At 37.4% G+C, this 15180-nt stretch carries 15 protein-coding genes; all 15 read left to right on the forward strand.

What is annotated here, in order from left to right:
- The first annotated feature begins 164 nt into the window (after window positions 1-164).
- On the forward strand, window positions 165-1595 hold the full coding sequence (gene tilS / locus LOK41_RS22805; protein WP_241818420.1) for a tRNA lysidine(34) synthetase TilS: 1431 nt from the start codon (window positions 165-167) through the stop codon (window positions 1593-1595).
- Window positions 1592-2134 carry a hypoxanthine phosphoribosyltransferase gene (gene hpt, locus LOK41_RS22810; protein WP_174102917.1) on the forward strand — a complete coding sequence of 181 codons (543 nt, stop codon included), beginning with the start codon at window positions 1592-1594 and terminating at the stop codon, window positions 2132-2134. Before tilS ends, hpt begins: the two co-directional genes overlap by 4 nt.
- A gap of 85 nt (window positions 2135-2219) precedes the next feature.
- Window positions 2220-4121, forward strand: coding sequence for an ATP-dependent zinc metalloprotease FtsH (gene ftsH, locus LOK41_RS22815; RefSeq protein ID WP_174102918.1), 1902 nt, complete (start codon window positions 2220-2222; stop codon window positions 4119-4121).
- A 419-nt stretch (window positions 4122-4540) separates the two neighbouring features.
- Window positions 4541-5329, forward strand: coding sequence for a type III pantothenate kinase (locus LOK41_RS22820; protein ID WP_174102919.1), 789 nt, complete (start codon window positions 4541-4543; stop codon window positions 5327-5329).
- A 6-nt stretch (window positions 5330-5335) separates the two neighbouring features.
- The gene (gene hslO, locus LOK41_RS22825; RefSeq protein WP_241818421.1) at window positions 5336-6211 is read left to right on the forward strand and encodes a redox-regulated molecular chaperone HslO; all 876 of its coding nucleotides are present in this window, start codon (window positions 5336-5338) and stop codon (window positions 6209-6211) included.
- A 115-nt stretch (window positions 6212-6326) separates the two neighbouring features.
- Window positions 6327-7250 carry a cysteine synthase A gene (cysK, locus tag LOK41_RS22830; RefSeq protein ID WP_241818422.1) on the forward strand — a complete coding sequence of 308 codons (924 nt, stop codon included), beginning with the start codon at window positions 6327-6329 and terminating at the stop codon, window positions 7248-7250.
- 220 nt (window positions 7251-7470) lie between these two features.
- Window positions 7471-8868 carry an anthranilate synthase component I gene (gene trpE / locus LOK41_RS22835; protein WP_241818423.1) on the forward strand — a complete coding sequence of 466 codons (1398 nt, stop codon included), beginning with the start codon at window positions 7471-7473 and terminating at the stop codon, window positions 8866-8868.
- A gap of 5 nt (window positions 8869-8873) precedes the next feature.
- Window positions 8874-9461, forward strand: a complete 588-nt coding sequence (gene pabA, locus LOK41_RS22840) for an aminodeoxychorismate/anthranilate synthase component II (protein WP_241818424.1) — start codon at window positions 8874-8876, stop codon at window positions 9459-9461.
- A complete protein-coding gene (gene pabC / locus LOK41_RS22845) occupies window positions 9455-10324 on the forward strand; it encodes an aminodeoxychorismate lyase (protein WP_241818425.1) in 870 nt (289 codons plus the stop codon). Before pabA ends, pabC begins: the two co-directional genes overlap by 7 nt.
- Window positions 10299-11159, forward strand: coding sequence for a dihydropteroate synthase (folP, locus tag LOK41_RS22850; protein WP_241818426.1), 861 nt, complete (start codon window positions 10299-10301; stop codon window positions 11157-11159). Before pabC ends, folP begins: the two co-directional genes overlap by 26 nt.
- A complete protein-coding gene (gene folB / locus LOK41_RS22855) occupies window positions 11160-11522 on the forward strand; it encodes a dihydroneopterin aldolase (protein ID WP_241818427.1) in 363 nt (120 codons plus the stop codon). It abuts the gene before it with no gap.
- Entirely contained in the window at window positions 11519-12034 is a 516-nt protein-coding gene (gene folK / locus LOK41_RS22860) for a 2-amino-4-hydroxy-6-hydroxymethyldihydropteridine diphosphokinase (RefSeq protein ID WP_241818428.1), read from the forward strand. Before folB ends, folK begins: the two co-directional genes overlap by 4 nt.
- On the forward strand, window positions 11986-12189 hold the full coding sequence (locus LOK41_RS22865; RefSeq protein WP_174102927.1) for a helix-turn-helix domain-containing protein: 204 nt from the start codon (window positions 11986-11988) through the stop codon (window positions 12187-12189). Before folK ends, LOK41_RS22865 begins: the two co-directional genes overlap by 49 nt.
- 23 nt (window positions 12190-12212) lie before the next feature.
- Window positions 12213-13211 carry a tRNA dihydrouridine synthase DusB gene (dusB, locus tag LOK41_RS22870; RefSeq protein ID WP_241818429.1) on the forward strand — a complete coding sequence of 333 codons (999 nt, stop codon included), beginning with the start codon at window positions 12213-12215 and terminating at the stop codon, window positions 13209-13211.
- A 162-nt stretch (window positions 13212-13373) separates the two neighbouring features.
- Window positions 13374-14873 (forward strand): lysine--tRNA ligase, encoded by a 1500-nt coding sequence (gene lysS, locus LOK41_RS22875; protein WP_241818430.1) that lies wholly within the window; start codon window positions 13374-13376, stop codon window positions 14871-14873.
- Window positions 14874-15180 lie beyond the last annotated feature (307 nt).

Here is a 15180-nt window from a genome sequence, read left to right on the forward strand (position 1 = left end):
TAGAAAAAAGTAGTTTCATTCTTCCTATGAAGATAGAGGAGGGATGTAAGATAAAAATGTGAATTTTGTACATCTTTTTTTTGCACAAAGTTTGTAAAAGTTGTACCATTATAAGCAAGGTAAAGTATGTTATTGTTTGGTTTTAACGAAAGGTGATTGCGAAGTTGAAAGATACATTTGTTGAAAAAGTAGATGAGTTTGCAAAGCGGCATGATGTATTAGAGGAATATTCGACAATTGTTGTAGGAGTTTCTGGAGGCCCTGATTCTTTAGCCCTTTTATATTATTTATTAGAGAAAAGAGAAGAGAGGAAATTGAAGATTGTAGTCGCACATGTGGATCACATGTTTAGAGGAAATGAATCCTATGGAGACTTGCAATTTGTAGAAAAACTTTGCCGAAAGATTGGGGTTATTTGCGAAACGATAAGAATTAATGTATCGCAATATCAACAGCAATATGGCATGAATGCACAGGTAGCTGCTAGGGAATGCCGATATGCATTTTTGGAAAGAATAATGAGGAAATATGATGCACTATATGTAGCTCTTGGACATCATGGAGATGATCAAGTGGAGACGATTTTAATGCGTCTCGTCCGCGGGAGTACTCCGAAGGGTTATGCTGGAATTGCTGTGAAACGCCCTTTCCATGGTGGATATTTAATTAGACCTTTATTAGCGGTAACAAAGAAAGAAATCAATGCTTATTGTAATAGGATAGGGATTACGCCACGTATGGACCCGAGTAATGAAAAGGAAATATATACGAGGAATCGATTACGTAAGCATGTCCTGCCTTATTTAAAGAAGGAAAACCCTCATGTGCATGAGCAATTTCAAAAATTTAGTGTGCTTATGCAAGAGGATGAGGCGTATTTGCAGGAATTAGCTTTTGAAAAGATGAATAAAGTAATTACAAAAAAAAGTGATAAACACATCGTCTTATCAATTCCTGCTTTTGAATCCATTTCTATGCCTTTACAAAGGCGAGGGATTCAACTAATATTAAACTATCTTTATGAATACAAGATTCCTTCTTCGCTTTCTTCTATACATATTGACAAAGTTATTGCATTTTTTAAACGGGCACACCCTTCAGGATCACTTGATTTTCCTTTTGGTCTAAAAATTGTTCGTACATATGAAGAATGTAGTTTCCGATTTGAGCAAGAAATTGTTTTTCCTTTTTCACAAGTTTTATCAGTACCAGGTGCCATTACATTAGCAAATGGGGATGAACTTGTAGCAGAAGTAAATGAGGAATTACCAAGCAACATGAATGAAACGGTATTTGTTGCTAAGTATAATGATATATCATATCCTCTTCTTATTCGCTCTAGAGAAAATGGAGATCGCATGTCGATAAAAGGTATGAGTGGTACTAAAAAGATAAAAGCTATTTTTATTGAGGCGAAAGTACCGAAAGAAAAAAGAGAAGAGTGGCCAATTGTTTGTGATGCAAGCGGGAATATTATTTGGGTTCCATTGTTGAAACAATCTTCATTTGCTATTTCAAATGAAGTAGCAGATAAGGATAAGTATATTACTATTCACTACAAAAGCAAGGAGTCTTCCAGGAGGATAATGAAATGATGAATCAAGATATCGAAAAAGTATTAATTTCCGAAGAACAAATACAAGAAAAGGTGCATGAGCTAGGTGAAATTATTGCAAAGGACTACAAAAATACAGTACCTCTTGCAATTGGTGTATTAAAGGGTGCAATGCCATTTATGGCAGACTTATTAAAAAGAACAGATACATATCTTGAAATGGATTTTATGGCTGTTTCTAGCTACGGTCATTCTACAGTTTCAACAGGTGAAGTGAAAATTTTAAAAGACCTTGATACTTCTGTAGAAGGTCGCGATATTTTAATCGTCGAAGATATTATTGATAGCGGTCTTACATTAAGCTATTTAGTGGACCTATTCAAATATCGTAAGGCGAAATCTGTAAAGATTGTTACGCTACTAGATAAACCAACTGGCCGCAAAGTCGATCTAAAAGCAGATTACGTTGGGTTTACTGTTCCTCATGAATTTGTTGTAGGATATGGCTTAGATTATAAAGAGCAATATCGTAATCTTCCTTATGTTGGAGTATTAAAACCAAGTGTTTACTCAAATTAATTAAATACAGGCGTTATAATTGGATAGGAAAGTTTTTCTATGTTACGATTTACTATAGTGTTTATGCCGTGAGAGGAGGTTAGGAATGAATCGTATCTTCCGTAATACCATCTTTTATTTACTGATATTCTTAGTAGTAATTGGAATCGTGAGCTATTTTAATGGTTCAACACAAAAAACCACATCAATTAGCTACGATAAATTCATTACTAAACTTGAAAAAGGTGAAGTGCGTAATGTGCAGCTTCAACCGAAAAATGGTGTATTTGAGGTAAAAGGACAATTTAGCAATGCTAGTCAAGAAGAACAATTTGTTACTTATGCACCAAATACTGAAGAATTACAAAAGAAAATTAATGACAAAGCGCAAGGTGCTGAAGTGAAGTACCAACCAGCAGAGGAAACAAGTGCTTGGGTGACATTCTTTACTTCTATCATTCCGTTTGTGATTATCTTCATTTTATTCTTCTTCTTACTAAACCAAGCTCAGGGCGGTGGTAGCCGTGTTATGAACTTCGGAAAAAGTAAGGCGAAGTTATACAATGATGAAAAGAAAAAAGTACGTTTCAGAGATGTAGCTGGAGCGGACGAAGAGAAACAAGAACTTGTTGAGGTGGTAGAATTCTTAAAAGATCCTCGTAAGTTTGCTGAAGTTGGTGCCCGTATTCCGAAGGGTGTCCTATTAGTTGGACCTCCAGGTACAGGTAAAACATTACTTGCACGTGCTGTTGCAGGTGAGGCTGGTGTTCCTTTCTTCTCTATTAGTGGTTCTGATTTCGTAGAGATGTTCGTCGGTGTCGGTGCTTCCCGTGTACGTGATTTATTTGAAAATGCAAAGAAAAATGCTCCTTGTATCATTTTCATCGATGAAATTGATGCAGTGGGTCGTCAGCGTGGAGCTGGTCTTGGCGGTGGCCACGATGAGCGTGAGCAAACGTTAAACCAACTTCTTGTTGAGATGGATGGATTCGGTGCAAATGAAGGTATTATTATCATCGCTGCAACAAACCGTCCTGATATTCTTGATCCGGCATTATTACGTCCAGGACGTTTTGACCGTCAAATTACAGTGGATCGTCCAGATGTAAATGGGCGTGAAGCAGTACTGAAAGTACACGCTCGTAATAAACCGCTTGATGAGAATATTAACTTAAGAGCCATTGCAACCCGTACACCAGGATTCTCTGGTGCGGATCTTGAAAACTTATTAAACGAAGCAGCATTAGTAGCTGCGCGTCAAGATAAGAAGAAAATTGATATGTCTGATATCGATGAAGCGACAGACCGCGTTATTGCAGGTCCTGCGAAGAAAAGTCGTGTTATTTCTGAAAAAGAACGTAACATCGTGGCATTCCATGAAGCGGGTCATACTGTAATCGGTGTCGTGCTTGATGAAGCTGATATCGTTCATAAAGTAACAATTGTCCCTCGTGGTCAAGCTGGTGGTTATGCGGTAATGCTTCCAAAAGAAGATCGTTACTTCATGACAAAACCAGAATTACTTGATAAAATCACTGGTTTACTTGGTGGTCGAGTGGCTGAGGAAATTGTATTTGGTGAAGTAAGTACAGGAGCTCATAACGACTTCCAACGTGCGACTGGCATTGCAAGACGCATGGTAACGGAATTTGGTATGAGTGACAAGCTTGGACCAATGCAGTTTGGTAGCTCACAAGGTGGTCAAGTGTTCTTAGGAAGAGACTTCCATTCAGAACAAAACTACAGTGATGCAATTGCACATGAAATTGATGTGGAAATGCAAACAATTATGAAAGAATGTTATGCTCGTGCAAAACAAATTCTTACTGAAAAACGTGATAAGCTTGATATTATTGCAAAAACGTTACTTGAAGTAGAAACATTAGATGCAGAGCAAATCAATCATTTATATGATTATGGGGTTTTACCTGAACGTACGAAGTCGTCTGAAGATGTGAAAGTAAATATTACTATGAAAAAAGATGACGAAAACACAGAAGATAAATAAGAAATGAAGGAGTGACAATCGTCACTCCTTTTTTATGTTGAGGAAATTGTGTGCTTGTATATATAAATACAGATTGAAAACCAACATGAACCCCTTCCTTTTAGGTGGGAAAGAGGATCCGCCCATGCATAGAAGTGGTCGGTGCCTTTTTTAGCCACATGCCAGGTAAAAACAGAAGGAGAAAATGAGTGAAAGTCTCTTTCTGTTCTTCATAGCCACAATTTATATGTTAGAAAATCAAATCGGATTTACATATAAATTTGAATCTTCTTTGCATTAAAAATTGAAATAGTGAACAATCTTTTTGTAAAATGATGAAGATGGAAAAACTGATTATATAGGTATGTATGATATGATGGCAGTATCAGTTTTGTACATACTGCACAAATATAAGATTAAATAAGATAAGTGGTGAGAATATGATTTTTGTATTGGATGTAGGGAATACAAATGCGGTGCTTGGTGTATTTGAAGGTGGAAAACTTCGTCAGCATTGGCGCATGGAGACAGATCGTCATAAAACAGAAGATGAATACGGTATGTTAGTGAAACAGTTACTTGAACATGAGGGCCTTTCTTTTCAAGATGTGAAAGGGATTATTGTTTCTTCGGTTGTACCACCAATTATGTTTGCCTTAGAGCGTATGTGTGAGAAGTATTTCAAAATTAAACCACTTGTAGTGGGACCGGGAATAAAGACAGGTTTAAATATTAAATATGAAAATCCACGTGAGGTTGGAGCGGATCGTATTGTAAATGCTGTAGCTGGTATCCAATTATATGGAAGCCCGCTTATTATTGTCGATTTTGGTACAGCGACTACATATTGTTATATTAACGAGAATAAGCATTATATGGGTGGGGTAATTACACCGGGGATTATGATTTCGGCAGAGGCTTTATACAGTAGAGCGGCTAAACTTCCTCGTATTGAAATTACAAAACCAAGTAGTGTTGTTGGAAAAAATACGATAAGTGCAATGCAATCTGGAATTCTTTACGGATATGTTGGACAAGTAGAAGGTATTGTGAAGCGTATGAAAGAGGAAGCTAAACAAGAACCGAAAGTTATTGCAACTGGGGGATTAGCGAAGTTAATTGCAGAAGAATCTAATGTAATTGATATTGTAGATCCGTTTTTAACATTAAAAGGCTTGCATATGTTATATGAGCGTAATGCAAATTTACAACATGAGAAGGGTGAATAAATAAGTATGAAAGATTATTTAGTAAAAGCATTGGCGTTTGATGGAGAAGTTCGTGCGTATAGTGTACGTACAACAAATACGGTAAGTGAGGCGCAAAGACGTCATGATACGTGGAGAACTGCTTCAGCGGCACTTGGGCGTTCGTTAACAGCTGGTACAATGATGGGGGCTATGTTAAAGGGTGACCAAAAGCTGACGATTAAGGTGGAAGGAAATGGTCCACTTGGCCCGATTCTAGTAGATGCTCATGCAAATGGTGATGTGCGTGGATATGTAACGAATCCGCATGTTGATTTTGAAGCAACGGAGCAAGGGAAATTACGTGTATATCAAGCGGTAGGTACAGAAGGTTTCGTAACGGTAATTAAAGATATCGGTATGAGGGAACCGTTTATCGGACAATCTCCAATTGTTTCGGGTGAATTAGGAGAAGATTTCACATACTATTTTGCTGTCTCTGAACAAACGCCTTCTTCTGTTGGTGTTGGTGTTCTTGTAAACGGAGATGATAGTATATTGGCTGCTGGTGGATTCATTCTACAAATTATGCCGGGGGCACAGGAAGAAACGATCTCATTTATTGAAGAACGTTTACAAAAAATCCCGCCTGTTTCAACATTAATTGAACAAGGTCTTTCGCCAGAAGAATTGCTATATGAAGTATTAGGGAAAGACAAAGTAAAAGTACTAGAAACAATGGATGTTCAATTTAACTGTACATGCTCTCGTGAGCGCATTGAAGCAGTATTGATTAGTTTAGGTAAGGAAGAACTAAAGCAAGTTCGTGAGGAAGAAGATGAAACAGAAGTGCATTGTCATTTCTGTAATGAAAGATATAAGTTCTCTAAAGAAGATATTACAAATGTAATTAATGGTCTATAAGGGTAATTTCTATTAATTTTCAATCATCTAAATAAATTGACAACTAAGAAAAATTCTGTCAAAATTATAATATAGACAAAACCAATAAAAATACTCGGTGTTAGGAGTGACAGGAATGCGAGTGGCACAATCAGTTTCAGAATTAATCGGGAAAACGCCGATCGTTAAGTTGAACCGCATCGTAGAGCAAGACAGCGCAGACATATACTTAAAATTAGAATTTATGAATCCTGGAAGTAGTGTGAAAGATCGTATTGCACTATCTATGATCGAAGCTGCTGAACAAAAAGGATTATTAAAAGAGGGCGATACAATTATTGAACCAACGAGTGGTAACACGGGTATTGGTTTAGCAATGGTAGCTGCTGCAAAAGGATATAAGGCTATTTTAGTAATGCCGGAAACAATGAGCGTTGAACGTCGTAATTTACTACGTGCTTATGGAGCTGAATTAGTATTGACTCCAGGGCCAGAAGGAATGGGCGGCGCAATTCGAAAAGCGACTGAATTAGCAAAAGAGAATGGTTACTTTATACCACAACAATTCCAAAACCCAGCTAATCCAGAAATTCATCGTCTGACAACAGGACCAGAAATCGTTGAACAAATGGGCGATCAATTAGATGCGTTTATCGCAGGTATTGGTACTGGTGGAACAATCACAGGTGCTGGTGAGGTTTTAAAAGAAAAATATGAAGGTATTAAAATTTATGCGGTAGAACCTGCAGATTCCCCGGTGTTATCGGGCGGGAAACCAGGTCCACATAAGATTCAAGGTATCGGAGCGGGATTTGTTCCAGAAACATTGGATGTAGAAGTATATGATGAAGTGATCCAAGTTAAAACAGAGCAAGCATTCGAGTATGCGAGAAGAGTAGCTCGTGAAGAAGGGATTTTAGTTGGTATTTCTTCAGGTGCTGTCATTTATGCTGCGACAGAAGTAGCGAAAAAACTTGGTAAAGGGAAAAAGGTACTTGTTGTTATTCCAAGTAATGGTGAGCGTTATTTAAGTACACCGCTTTATCAATTTGAATCATAATTAGTACGGTTAAGAGAAAGCATTCCTTCTCAGGAATGCTTTCTCTTTTTTTGTTTGAAAATAGGAAAAGAGTGAATGACTAGAAAACTTCATGTAAAATAAGTAGTAGTAAAGTTAAATTATTTTCACTAGCTCCCAAGGACAATTATTTCACACTAAACATCTATAATTTGAGATGATAGTTCTAAGGGAGTGGGATAAAAGAAGACGGGGTGTTGGTATGCAGCAAAGAAAATCTTTAGCGCTTTCTATTCCATATCAGTTAGATTTTTTTAAGCAGTATAAGTTTCTTTCTCAGAATAAGAATCAACATATTTTGTTAGAAAGTGGACGAGGGGGTCGCTATAGTATCGCGGGGCTTGATCCTGTAGCGGTGATTCAGGGGAAGAATGAAACGTTACATATAAGTGAAAGTGGTAAGGAAACAATAGAACAAGGTAATCCTTTAGATTTAATGAAAAAGTATATGGAACGATGGAAAACGGATCATAATCCAGACTACCCGCCGTTTCAAGGAGGCGCAATCGGATATTTTAGTTACGACTGTATCCGTTATATTGAGAAACTTCCTTCCTTTGCAGTGGATGACGTGGATATACCTGACATATTCTTTTTGTTATTTGATGACGTGTTTGTGTATGATCAACAAGAGAAAGTGTTGTGGATTATTACACATTATATAGATGAGCGTGAAGAAGCAGAAGGGCGTTTGAATGAATGGAAGAGCGTTTGGGTGAAGGAAGCTCCTGAAGTTAAAGTGCCATTTGAATGTCCTGAAAATAGAAATGAAGCAGTAGCTTTTACAGAAGAAGGATTTATGAAAGCTGTTCAGCGTATTCAAGAATACATTGGAGCTGGAGATGTGTTTCAAGTAAATCTGTCTACAAGACAAGAGAAAACATTACAAACACATCCACTAGAAATTTATACGAGCCTTCGTGAAATTAACCCATCACCATATATGGGATACTTAGAGCTTGGGGATTTTCAAATTGTTAGCGGTTCACCGGAATTGTTAATTAAAAAACAAGAGAATGAAGTGAGCACTCGTCCGATTGCCGGTACACGTTCTCGCGGGAAAAATGAACAAGAAGATGAAATCTTGGCAAAAGAGTTAATTGAAAATGAAAAAGAACGTGCAGAACATGTCATGCTTGTAGATTTAGAGCGTAATGACTTAGGGCGAGTTTGTAAGTATGGAACTGTAGAAGTAGATGAATTTATGGTAATCGAAAAATACTCACATGTTATGCATATCGTTTCAAATGTTCGGGGTGAGGTTGAACCGGATAAGGATGCTTTCGATTTAGTAAGAGCTGTGTTTCCAGGTGGAACGATTACGGGTGCACCGAAAATCCGTACGATGGAAATTATCGAAGAATTAGAGCCTGTTCGCCGCGGGATTTATACAGGTTCAATTGGATGGATTGGTTACTCAGGAGATATGGAATTAAATATTGTGATTCGTACGCTTCTTGCAAAGGATGGTCAAGCGTATGTGCAGGCCGGGGCAGGAATTGTAATTGATTCAAATCCAAAAAATGAGTATAAAGAATCGTTGAAAAAAGCAATCGCCCTATGGCATGCGAAAGAAAGCAGCGAAGAAACGGTTAGGTGAGAGAAATGATATTGATGATTGATAATTATGATTCTTTTACATTTAATTTAGTACAATTTCTTGGAGAACTTGGACAAGAGCTCGTTGTTAAACGTAATGATGAAGTTACGGTTTCGGACATTGAACAAATGAAACCAGACTTTTTAATGATTTCACCAGGACCTTGTAGTCCTAATGAAGCTGGTATAAGTATGGATGTCATTAAATATTTCGCAGGAAAGATTCCTATTTTTGGTGTGTGCTTAGGTCATCAATCGATTGCGCAAGTATTTGGAGGAGATGTTGTTCGTGCAGATCGTTTAATGCACGGGAAAACTTCTCCGATGTATCATGATGGAAAAACGATTTTTGTAGATATTCCGAATCCATTTACAGCAACGCGGTACCATTCTCTTATTGTCAAAAAAGAAACATTGCCAGAATGTTTAGAGGTGACATCTTGGACAGAAGAGGGAGAAATTATGGCGCTTCGTCATAAAACATTGCCAATTGAAGGGGTGCAATTTCATCCAGAGTCTATTATGACTTCACATGGGAAAGAGTTACTGCAGAACTTTATTCGTAGTTATAGTCCGAGTGTATCGTCATGCTAATTTATGTAAATGGCACATATGTAGAAGCGGATGAAGCAAAAATCTCTCCTTATGACCATGGATATTTATATGGCCTAGGGGTTTTTGAGACATTTCGTATTTATAACGGGCATCCATTTTTATTAGATGATCACTATGAACGCTTAATGGGTGCTCTTTCTACTTTGCAAATTGAATGGACGATGACGAAAGATGATGTGCTGCGTATTTTACAGGAATTACTCGTAAGAAATGGGTTAGAACATGCATATATTCGTTTTAATGTTTCAGCTGGTATAGATGAAATAGGTTTACAAACAGGGGCTTATGAAGGGCCCTCTGTTATCGTATTTATAAAGCCTTTGGCAGTTCCGAGTGTAGTGGAAAAGGAAGGCGTTGTTTTGAAACAAACACGAAATACGCCAGAAGGAGCATTTCGTTTAAAGTCTCATCACTATTTAAATAACATTTTAGGGAAACGTGAAATTGGAGATGCACCGGATAAAGAAGGGATTTTCTTTACTGAAGCAGGTCACGTTGCGGAGGGGATTGTTTCGAATCTCTTTTTTGTAAAGGAAGGTGTTTTATATACGCCATCACTTGAAACGGGGATTTTAAATGGAATCACTCGTGCTTTTATTATAAGAATTGCTGAAGTATTAGATGTACATGTGGAAGAAGGTTTCTTTACACAAAAGGAACTGCTTTCTGCTGATGAGGTGTTTGTAACAAATTCTATTCAAGAAATTGTTCCGCTTAATCAGATTGGCGAAAGTGATTTCCCTGGTAAAGAAGGAAAGGTTACAAAGTCTCTAATACGTGTATATGAAATGCATAGAGAAAATCTTTGGAGCCGGAATGAACTGCGAAGAGGAGATGTGTAGTGTGAAGTGGAATTATGATTTGCGCTGCGGCGAATATACATTAGATTTAAATAAAAAGACATTAATCATGGGGATTTTAAATGTTACACCGGACTCATTCTCAGATGGTGGGAACTTCGATGAGGTGAACGCAGCTGTAAGTCATGCAAAAGAAATGGTAGAAAACGGTGCAGATATTATTGATATAGGTGGAGAATCAACTCGTCCTGGTTTCGCAAAAGTTTCGGTGGAAGAAGAGCTGGGGCGTGTAATTCCGATGATTCAAGCGGTATCAAAAGAAGTGAAAGTACCTATTTCGATCGATACGTATAAAGCTGAAGTAGCTAAGCAAGCGATTGAAGCGGGTGCCCATGTTATTAATGATGTGTGGGGAGCAAAGGCGGAACCGAAAATTGCAGAAGTTGCAGCTCGTTATAATGTGCCGATTATTTTGATGCATAATCGTGAGAATACAAATTACCGCAATCTTATAGCTGATATGATTGCGGATTTATATGAGAGTGTTAAAATTGCAAAAGATGCAGGTGTACCGGATGAAAATATTATTTTAGATCCAGGTATCGGTTTTGCGAAGACGCCAGAACAAAACTTAGAAGTAATGCGTAATTTAGAACAGTTGCATGTATTAGGATATCCAGTTCTTCTTGCGACTTCGAGAAAGTCATTTATCGGGCATGTTTTAGATTTACCGGTAGAGGAACGTGTAGAAGGGACAGGGGCATCGATTTGTCTTGGAATTGAAAAAGGTTGTGAAATGATTCGTGTTCATGATGTGAAGGAAATGGCACGTATGGCAAAGATGATGGATGCGATGATTGGTAAGGGGGTAAAATGATTGGATAAAATTTATATTCATGATATGGAGTTTTATGGCTATCATGGTGTATTTCCAGAAGAGAATAAATTGGGCCAAAGATTTAGAGTGGATTTAACGGTAGAATTGGATTTAAAACAAGCGGGCGAAAGTGATAACTTAGAGCATTCGGTAAACTATGGAGAGCTCTTTGAATTTTGTAGACAAGTGGTTGAGGACCGAACATACAAGCTTGTAGAAAGTATTGCAGAAAATATAGCGGCAAATATATTAAAGCAGTATATAAGTATTTCGCGGTGCACAGTAAAAGTTATTAAACCAGATCCACCAATACCAGGGCATTATCGTTCTGTGGCGGTAGAGATTACGAGAGAACGACCATGAAAAATATAGCGTATGTTGCTTTAGGGTCAAATATTGGTGATCGTTATGCTTATTTATCACAAGCGATTGAAATGTTAAATAAAAATCCCCATATTCGAGTAGAAGATGTTTCTTCTGTATATGAAACAGATCCAGTTGGATATACAGAACAAAATCGTTTTTTAAATTTAGTTATAAAAATTTCTACCAATTTATTGCCGCAAGAATTGTTGAAAGTAACGCAAAAGGTCGAGAATGGTTTAGGAAGAAAAAGGGAAATTAGATGGGGACCACGAACCGTTGACCTTGACATTTTGCTTTATAATCAAGAAAATATTGAAGCAGAGAATCTTATTGTTCCGCATCCGCGGATGTTCGAAAGAGCTTTTGTTATCGTTCCGTTGTTAGAAATTAATCAAGATATAAAACAAAACATTTCACGTTCGCAAATAGATGAAATGAAAAGGCGAGAGGGAGTAACGGTATGGAAGCAGAAAAATGGGGAAGACGCATTCGTGCTTTTCGGAAGTTAAAAGGTTATACGCAAGAAGGTTTTGCGAAGGAATTAGGGGTATCTGTATCTGTTTTAGGAGAAGTTGAGAGAGGGAATAGAACTCCAACTCAAGATTTTGTAGTAGAAGTTGCGAAGACATTAAAGATTTCAATAGATGAATTAATGCCAAAGTGAGGATAAAGAAAGGAGGCAGTTGATTGTTAAAGATTGCAAACATTGAGATGAAGAATCCGGTTGTGCTAGCACCGATGGCGGGAGTGTGTAACTCTGCATTCCGTTTAACAGTAAAGGAATTTGGTGCAGGTCTAGTATGTGCTGAAATGGTAAGTGATAAGGCGATTTTATTTAATAACAAAAAAACATTAGATATGCTATATATCGATGAGAGAGAAAAGCCGCTAAGTTTGCAAATTTTTGGTGGTGAGAAAGAAACGCTTGTTGACGCTGCGAGATATGTAGATAAAAACACAACAGCGGATATTATCGATATCAATATGGGTTGCCCTGTTCCAAAAATTACAAAGTGTGATGCTGGTGCAAAGTGGCTTTTAGACCCGAATAAAATATATGAAATGGTAGCAGCGGTTGTAGATGCTGTTGAAAAGCCAGTTACAGTGAAAATGCGTATTGGTTGGGATGAGGAACACATTTTCGCAATTGAAAATGCTAGAGCGGTTGAACGTGCAGGCGGTCAAGCGGTAGCGGTTCATGGTCGTACACGTGTTCAAATGTATGAAGGAAAAGCGGATTGGGATATTATTAAACAAGTAAAGCAATCTGTAAATATTCCGGTTATCGGAAATGGTGATGTAGAAACACCTCAAGATGCGAAACGTATGCTTGATGAAGTTGGTGTTGATGGTGTTATGATAGGTCGAGCAGCTCTTGGTAACCCATGGATGATTTATCGTACGGTAAAATATTTAGAAACAGGGGAATTAATGCCTGAACCAATGGTGCGTGAGAAAATAGATGTATGTATGCTGCACTTAGATCGCCTTATTGATTTAAAGAATGAAGATATTGCGGTAAGGGAAATGAGAAAGCATGCAGCTTGGTATCTAAAAGGTGTCAGTGGTAATGCGAGAGTGCGTAATGCGATTAATGCTTGTAATACGCGTCGAGACTTTGCTTCTTTATTAGGGGCGTTTGTAGAGGAAGTAGAAGCGAAACAACAAACAATTCATGTTGGTTAAGTAGAAGTAAGAGGAGACGATTGACATTCTCTCGTTCACTTCCTATAATTACGTGAAAGAAAGAAGACTGCCAGTATACTACTGGCAGTTTTTCTAGTTGGGTAGAAAATGATATACTGTATATATTGTAAATTTTAATAGAGCTGGAGTGATATCAATACCATGGATAACATGAACCACGAAGAATTAAACGACCAATTGCTTGTGCGTCGCGAGAAGTTACATAATTTACGTGAACAAGGAATCGATCCGTTTGGTAAACGTTTTGAGCGTACACATTCAACGAAAGAATTATTCAACTTGTATGGAGAGTTCTCTAAAGAAGAATTAGAAGAGAAGGAAATCTCTGTTTCTATTGCTGGTCGTATTATGACAAAGCGAGGTAAAGGGAAAGCAGGTTTTGCACATATTCAAGATTTACACGGACAAGTTCAAATCTATGTTCGTAAGGATGCTGTTGGAGATGAGCAGTATGAATTATTTAAGACAGCTGACTTAGGTGATTTAGTAGGGATTGAAGGGAAAGTTTTCAAAACAAATGTAGGAGAGCTTTCAGTAAAAGCGACAGACTTCACATTATTAACAAAAGCTCTTCGCCCGCTGCCGGATAAATATCATGGATTGAAAGATGTTGAACAACGCTACCGTCAACGTTACTTAGATTTAATTACAAGTATGGAAAGTCGTGAAACATTTGTTACTCGTAGTAAAATCATTCGTGAAATGAGAAGATACTTAGATGACAATGGTTATCTTGAAGTGGAAACACCGATGATGCATGCAATTGCGGGTGGGGCATCTGCTCGTCCATTCATTACACATCACAATGCGTTAGATATGGAACTATATATGCGTATTGCAATCGAGTTACACTTAAAGCGCCTTATTGTAGGTGGTTTAGAGAAAGTATATGAAATCGGTCGTGTATTCCGTAATGAAGGTGTATCAACGCGTCATAATCCTGAATTTACAATGATTGAATTATATGAAGCGTATGCAGATTATAAAGATATTATGAAACTAACAGAAAATATGATCGCTCATATTGCGAAACAAGTGCTAGGTACAACAACAATCCAATACGGTGAGCAAGAAATTAATTTAGAGCCAGAATGGACACGTCTTCATATGGTAGATGCGATTAAACAATACTCTGGAGCGGATTTCTGGAATCCAATGAGCGTTGAAGAAGCGCGTACACTAGCGAAAGAGCATGGTGTAGAAATTAAAGATACAATGGAAGTTGGACATATTATTAATGAATTCTTCGAACAGAAGGTAGAAGAAAAGTTAATCCAACCTACATTTATCTATGGTCATCCAGTAGAAATTTCTCCTCTTGCGAAAAAGAATGATGAAGATCCACGCTTTACAGATCGTTTCGAATTATTCATTGTTGCTCGTGAGCATGCAAATGCATTTACAGAATTAAATGATCCGATCGATCAAAAAGAGCGTTTTGAAGCACAATTAAAAGAACGTGAGCAAGGTAATGATGAAGCACATATGATGGACGATGATTATATCGAAGCACTTGAGTATGGTATGCCTCCTACAGGTGGACTTGGAATTGGTATCGATCGTCTTGTTATGCTATTAACAAATGCACCATCTATTCGTGATGTGCTGTTATTCCCAGCGATGCGTCATAAACAAGACTAAACTAAGCTTTGGAGATTTCTCCAAAGCTTTTCTTTTTGTTGTTTTGTATAGAGAAGTAAAACCTTGGCGATTTATTTCCGATATAGAAGAAAGGTACTTTACATAGGGAGATAGTACTGTTTTTATATTTTTTTACTATGTTAAAAATTTTATTGGAAAAACTATTGCATTTTAATAAACGAACTGGTATATTTATATTCGTTGTCACGAAAGACAACAAAGAAAACAAACGAAAACAACTTTTAAATAAAAAAGTTGTTGACGAAAATATAACGAAATGTTATATTAATAAAGTCGCTTAGGCGGA

This window comes from Bacillus sp. TL12 (assembly GCF_022625245.1).
In the GTDB taxonomy this organism is placed as follows: Bacteria; Bacillota; Bacilli; order Bacillales; family Bacillaceae_G; genus Bacillus_A.

Bases quoted from the DNA above. Each gene is read 5' to 3' on its own strand.
- hpt (WP_174102917.1), top strand. From the start codon at position 1,592: ATGATGAATCAAGATATCGAAAAAGTATTAATTTCCGAAGAACAAATA.
- ftsH (WP_174102918.1), top strand. From the start codon at position 2,220: ATGAATCGTATCTTCCGTAATACCATCTTTTATTTACTGATATTCTTA.
- LOK41_RS22820 (WP_174102919.1), top strand. From the start codon at position 4,541: ATGATTTTTGTATTGGATGTAGGGAATACAAATGCGGTGCTTGGTGTA.
- hslO (WP_241818421.1), top strand. From the start codon at position 5,336: ATGAAAGATTATTTAGTAAAAGCATTGGCGTTTGATGGAGAAGTTCGT.
- cysK (WP_241818422.1), top strand. From the start codon at position 6,327: ATGCGAGTGGCACAATCAGTTTCAGAATTAATCGGGAAAACGCCGATC.
- trpE (WP_241818423.1), top strand. From the start codon at position 7,471: ATGCAGCAAAGAAAATCTTTAGCGCTTTCTATTCCATATCAGTTAGAT.
- pabA (WP_241818424.1), top strand. From the start codon at position 8,874: ATGATATTGATGATTGATAATTATGATTCTTTTACATTTAATTTAGTA.
- pabC (WP_241818425.1), top strand. From the start codon at position 9,455: ATGCTAATTTATGTAAATGGCACATATGTAGAAGCGGATGAAGCAAAA.
- folP (WP_241818426.1), top strand. From the start codon at position 10,299: ATGAACTGCGAAGAGGAGATGTGTAGTGTGAAGTGGAATTATGATTTG.
- folK (WP_241818428.1), top strand. From the start codon at position 11,519: ATGAAAAATATAGCGTATGTTGCTTTAGGGTCAAATATTGGTGATCGT.
- LOK41_RS22865 (WP_174102927.1), top strand. From the start codon at position 11,986: ATGGAAGCAGAAAAATGGGGAAGACGCATTCGTGCTTTTCGGAAGTTA.
- lysS (WP_241818430.1), top strand. From the start codon at position 13,374: ATGGATAACATGAACCACGAAGAATTAAACGACCAATTGCTTGTGCGT.